Below are 4,537 nucleotides of genomic sequence, written 5' to 3' on the forward strand. Positions count from 1 at the left end.
CGCGGGTACTCGGGGCGGGGCGGGGTGGCGGGCCCGTCCCCGCGCTGTGAGCGCTGGTGCGTCGGCACGGAGGTGTTCTCCTTCTCACGGCGTCGTCCTGTGACTGGCATCACGCCACATGTCAGCACATTTTTACATCGATGTAAATACCTCGATCCGAAGGTCAGGAGGCTCCCGAGGCCGCCGGGAGGGCGGCGGTGGAACGCGGGCTAGGATGGCGCTGATCGGGGGTGGACGTGGGCACGAGGCCGCGTATCAAGGACGTCGCGCGTCAGGCCGGGGTCTCGGAGAAAACCGTTTCCAACGTTATTAACGACCATCCGCACGTCCGGCCCGCCACGCGCGCCGCCGTGGAGGCGGCCATCGACGCGCTGGGCTACCGGGTCAACCTGGCCGGACGCCACCTGCGCCGCGGCCGGACCGGCGTGATCGCGCTGGTCGTGCCCGAACTCGACCTGGGCTACTTCGCCGAACTCGCCGACCTGGTCATCCGCGAGGCCGAGCGCCTCTCGCGCACCGTCCTGGTCCACCAGAGCGAGGCCCGCCGCGAGCGCGAGGAGTCCGCGCTGGAGGGGTTCGGCGCCGACTTCGTGGACGGGGTCATCCTCAGCCCGCTCGCCATGGACGACGCCGCCCTGCGCACGCACCCCTCCCGGCTGCCGGTGGTGCTCCTGGGCGAGCTGCCCCGCACGGTCCGGCACGGCCACGTCGCCATCGACAACGTGGCCGCAGCCCGGGAGGCGACCGAGCACCTGCTCGACGGCGGGCGCACCCGGATCGCGGTGGTGGGCGGTCGGCCGCCGGGCCCCTCCGGCACGGCCGAGCTGCGCACCCGCGGTTACCGCGAGGCCCTGGAGGCGCGGGGGAGGAGCTACGACCCCGAGCTGGTGCGACCGGCCGGGCACTTCCACTGGAGGGACGGGGCGGAGCTGGCCGCCGAACTCGTCGCCGGACCCAGGCCGCCCGACGCGCTGCTGTGCATGAACGACCTGCTGGCGCTGGGGGCGATGCGCGCGCTGCACGACGCAGGGGTGCGGGTCCCCCGGGACGTGGCGGTGGTGGGGTTCGACGACATCGCCCCCGGGCGCTACTCCGTGCCGAGCCTGACCACCGTCGCCCCGGACAAGCCGGGCCTGGCCAGGGAGGCGGTGCGGCTGCTGCTGGAGGAGGTGGAGGCCCGTCGCGGCGCTCCGGACGCGGAGTCCGGGGCCGGGGCCGACCGGGCCTCGGCCAAGGTCGTCGTCGGCCACACCCTCCTGGTGAGGGAGAGCAGCGCCAGCGTGCTCTGAGGCCCGTCCTCCTCGGAGAGACCGGGGCCACCAGACGCGCAAGCCGCTTTACGGAAATGCATGGAAATGGTCTGGTTTTCTGTTCATGCTTGCGTAGGCGAATGAGAATGGACCCCACGACATGTCTGCGGTGGTGGGGCCCGTCGCCGTGTCACTCTTCCTGTTCGTTCGCACGCCTCCACTCGCTTCGGCGGGGGAGTGGTGGTGCTATCTGTTTGGCGGTTTTGTTCCATTCGGGCAGTTCGGGTGGGGTCGAGGTTCCCGCATGGGTGCGGATGAGGTCGTCCACGACCAGCCCGGCGAAGACGCGTGGGTGCGTCCTGTAGTCGCCCTTGCCGTCCAGCCATCGGTAGAGGCCGTGTTCGGTGACGGTGACCTGCGCGTACCCGAGATAGGGGCAGCAGGTCAGAGTGGGTACCGGGTCCAGGCTGAACCAGTGGGGCTTGTCGCTGATCTGCGAAGGCAGCCCGCGTGCGGTGAGTTCTTCCTGGAGGTGCTGTAGCTGTTCGTTCGCATCCATACACCAACGATGTGGCTGAACAGCGGTTTTGCACAGCTACTAATATCTAACTGAAAAGCAATGGGTCAGTGCGTAAGTTTGTGTATATCCTCAACATGTGGCTGAGAATGACTTCACATCCTTGCTGTTCAAACTCCGCGAATTGTCCGGTTTGATGCAGAGTGAACTCGCCGAACGTGTTGAGTCCTCTGCTGCCTCGGTGTCCCGTTGGGAGACCGGCGTCATCACTCCTAAGAGAGCGAAGGTCGAACAGCTCGACCGTGTTCTCAACGGACGTGGCCGGTTGGTGCGTGCCTGGGAGCAGGTTGCGACCGGTTTGCAGATCCCGCCGTGGATGAGGTCGGCCGGAGCGCTGGAGGAGAAAGCCGTGTCGATCTCGGTCGTCACGGTCTCCAATCTCGTTCCGGGACTGGTGCAGTCCGCGGAGTACGCGCGACTGGTGTTCCGCGCGGGACATCCGACGGCACCGAAGAACCAGATCGAACGCCTGGCACAACTGCGGGTGTCACGCTACGAGTCGCTGATCAGGAAGAACGACCCGTTCGTGACGGTGGTCTTCCCACTGGCCGCGCTGAGGGGAGTGCCCGACCACGTCAGGGTCGATCAGATCCAGAATCTGCTACGGCACACTGAGAGAGGGCGCTTGGTCGTGCACCTCATTCCTGACAACACCCCGATCCTGGCCGTCGCGACACCCATTCAGGTGTATCGGCTCTTGGATGGGAGGAAGGTTGCCGCTTCCGATCACGCAAACGGTAACCACGTGTACGAAACCGCTGATGAGACTGACAAGATAGAGGGGATCGTGACGCACGTGATCGGTCGTTGCTTCCCTGTGGACGACACGGCCCGGCTGCTGGAGGAGTTGTTGTGAGCGAGTGGTTCAAGTCCTCGTACTCGGAGAACGCAGCTCACTGTGTGGAACTGCGTCACCGGCGGGACCGCGTACAGGTACGCGACACCCAGAACCAGGAAGCGGCCACCCTGGCCTTTCCCGCTGCCGAGTGGGCCGCCCTGCTCCGCTGCGAACGCCCCGCCTCCTCGCGCTGACACCCCGCTCAACCGGTTCCCCGTTCGGGGGAGCGGGGGCGCTCACGACAGCGCGACGTAGACGGTGTTGGACGCGTCGTGGTCCTGCTGGGGGTTGGGGAAGTCCACGACCTCCGCGCGGGCCGTGGTGAAGACCTCCGCCAGCAGCTCGGTGAACTCCTCGTCCGGCGCGTCGTTGGACCACAGCGCGAAGACGCCGCCCGGCGCGAGCAGGCGCTCGCGCAGGCGGCGCAGCCCCTCGGCCGTGTACAGACCGGCGTGACTCGGGTGGAGCAGGTGGCGCGGAGAGTGGTCGATGTCCACGATCACCGCGTGGAACGGCTCCGCGCCCAGGTCGGGGGCGGGCCCCGTCCCGGCGCCGACCGAGGCGAAGAAGTCCCCGTGCTCCAGGCGGCAGCGGGAGTCGGAGACCAGCGCCGCACCCGAGGGGATCAGTCCCTCGCGGTGCCAGTCGATGACCTCGCCCAGCGCCTCCACCACGACCAGGGAGCCCACGCGCGGATCCTCCAGCACCGTGTGCGCGGTGTAGCCCAGGCCCAGACCGCCCACGGCGACGCGCAGGCTGTTCGCCGAGTCTGCCCCACCCGTCTCATCCGCCCCGTCCAGTTCGGCCAGGGCCAACCGGGCCAGTTCGACCTCGGCCGCGGTGAACAGGCTCGACATCAGGAAGTCGTCGTCGAGTTTGATCTCGTAGACCTCCTTGCGGAAAAGGGGGTCGTGGCGGCGCCGGAGGCTGAGCTCCCCCATCGGGGTCGCCCGCCAGTCCAGTTCCTGAAAACGGGCGCTCATCTGTTCTCCTGCTCGTCGTGGTCCCCGGGTCCCCTTCGTACCACGTACCAGCGGGGTGCCGGGCGGCGTTCGGGACCAGTCGGTGGAAGCCCGGGCCCGGCGGGTCAGGGCCCCGTCGTGGTCCGGGCGGTGAGGCCGTCCAGCACCACCTCACCCGCGTAGGCCCGGCTCGGATCCTCCTCCAGCAGGTACACCCGCGAGACCGTGACCGGGTGCCCGACGTCCTCGGGCACCTCCAGGCGCACGTCGCGCCAGCCCTCCCAGTCCACGGCGGGGCCCTCCAGGGAGTGGCCGACACCGTGCGCGTCGGTGAGGCTGAGCATGAGACGGGCGCCGTTGCCGTCGCCGCGCACGCCCACCGTGAACGCGAAGGCCTGGCGGTCCAGGGCGAGCGGCTCGGGCGGGTGGGCGGAGGCGGTCCGGGTGCGGATGTCGCGGGTGAAGTCGTAGGCCAGGGCCAGACCGGGGCCGTCGCGCCCGGCCACGGGGCGCACCTCTGCCCCGCCGCGCGCGGACCGCGCCGTCCACTCCCGCGCGTCCTCGAAGTCCGCCAGGGGAGTCGTCCGCGTACCGATGGAGAACGGTATCCGCGTGCTCACCCCGCCCGCGGTCACCGTGAGGACGCCCGTCCCCTCCCCGGCGCGCGGCCGCACCTCGAAGCCTCCGTCGCCCCGGTCCACGACCTCGACCAGGTCGGGGACGGCCTCGACCCGTGCGTCGACCGGTTCGACGGGCGCCCGCCGCCCGTCCTCGGTGGCCCCGGTGAGCACGAAGGAGGCGGTGTCCTCGGCGGAGGCCATGCCCAGGCGCCGGGGTGCGGCGAGGAGCGTGTCCGGGGCGGGCAGCACCTCCAGGTCGACGGTGTCGCGGACCCGGCCCGCCCCGGACA

General features: G+C 69.6%; 5 protein-coding genes and 1 pseudogene. 3 read left to right on the top strand and 3 right to left on the bottom strand.

The window, feature by feature from the left end:
- Positions 1-236: 236 nt before the first annotated feature.
- Positions 237-1,289: a LacI family DNA-binding transcriptional regulator gene (locus tag DQW06_RS27225; RefSeq protein ID WP_013152136.1), complete on the top strand. Its 1,053-nt coding sequence runs from the start codon at positions 237-239 to the stop codon at positions 1,287-1,289.
- Between the two features lie 151 nt (positions 1,290-1,440).
- Here DQW06_RS27225 and DQW06_RS27230 read toward each other — a convergent pair whose 3' ends face one another.
- Positions 1,441-1,809 carry a hypothetical protein gene (locus DQW06_RS27230; protein ID WP_117199562.1) on the bottom strand — a complete coding sequence of 123 codons (369 nt, stop codon included), beginning with the start codon at positions 1,807-1,809 and terminating at the stop codon, positions 1,441-1,443.
- 97 nt (positions 1,810-1,906) lie between these two features.
- Here DQW06_RS27230 and DQW06_RS27235 point away from each other — a divergent pair, with 97 nt between their 5' ends.
- Both DQW06_RS27235 and DQW06_RS27240 read left to right on the top strand, forming a co-directional pair.
- Positions 1,907-2,683, top strand: coding sequence for a Scr1 family TA system antitoxin-like transcriptional regulator (locus DQW06_RS27235; protein WP_094801746.1), 777 nt, complete (start codon positions 1,907-1,909; stop codon positions 2,681-2,683).
- The gene (locus DQW06_RS27240) at positions 2,680-2,859 is read left to right on the top strand and encodes a DUF397 domain-containing protein (RefSeq protein ID WP_117199563.1); all 180 of its coding nucleotides are present in this window, start codon (positions 2,680-2,682) and stop codon (positions 2,857-2,859) included. The genes DQW06_RS27235 and DQW06_RS27240 overlap by 4 nt, the downstream gene beginning before the upstream one ends.
- Before the next feature lie 42 nt (positions 2,860-2,901).
- Here DQW06_RS27240 and DQW06_RS27245 read toward each other — a convergent pair whose 3' ends face one another.
- Positions 2,902-3,648 carry a spermidine synthase gene (locus DQW06_RS27245; protein ID WP_117199564.1) on the bottom strand — a complete coding sequence of 249 codons (747 nt, stop codon included), beginning with the start codon at positions 3,646-3,648 and terminating at the stop codon, positions 2,902-2,904.
- Between the two features lie 104 nt (positions 3,649-3,752).
- Positions 3,753-4,537 (bottom strand): annotated as a pseudogene (locus tag DQW06_RS27250) (phosphodiester glycosidase family protein); the annotation flags it as partial.

Source organism: Nocardiopsis sp. TNDT3 (assembly GCF_003427465.1).
Taxonomy (GTDB): Bacteria; Actinomycetota; Actinomycetes; order Streptosporangiales; family Streptosporangiaceae; genus Nocardiopsis; species Nocardiopsis dassonvillei.

Coding starts and splice junctions, on each gene's coding strand:
- DQW06_RS27245 (WP_117199564.1), bottom strand. CDS start 3,648: ATGAGCGCCCGTTTTCAGGAACTGGACTGGCGGGCGACCCCGATGGGG.
- DQW06_RS27230 (WP_117199562.1), bottom strand. CDS start 1,809: ATGGATGCGAACGAACAGCTACAGCACCTCCAGGAAGAACTCACCGCA.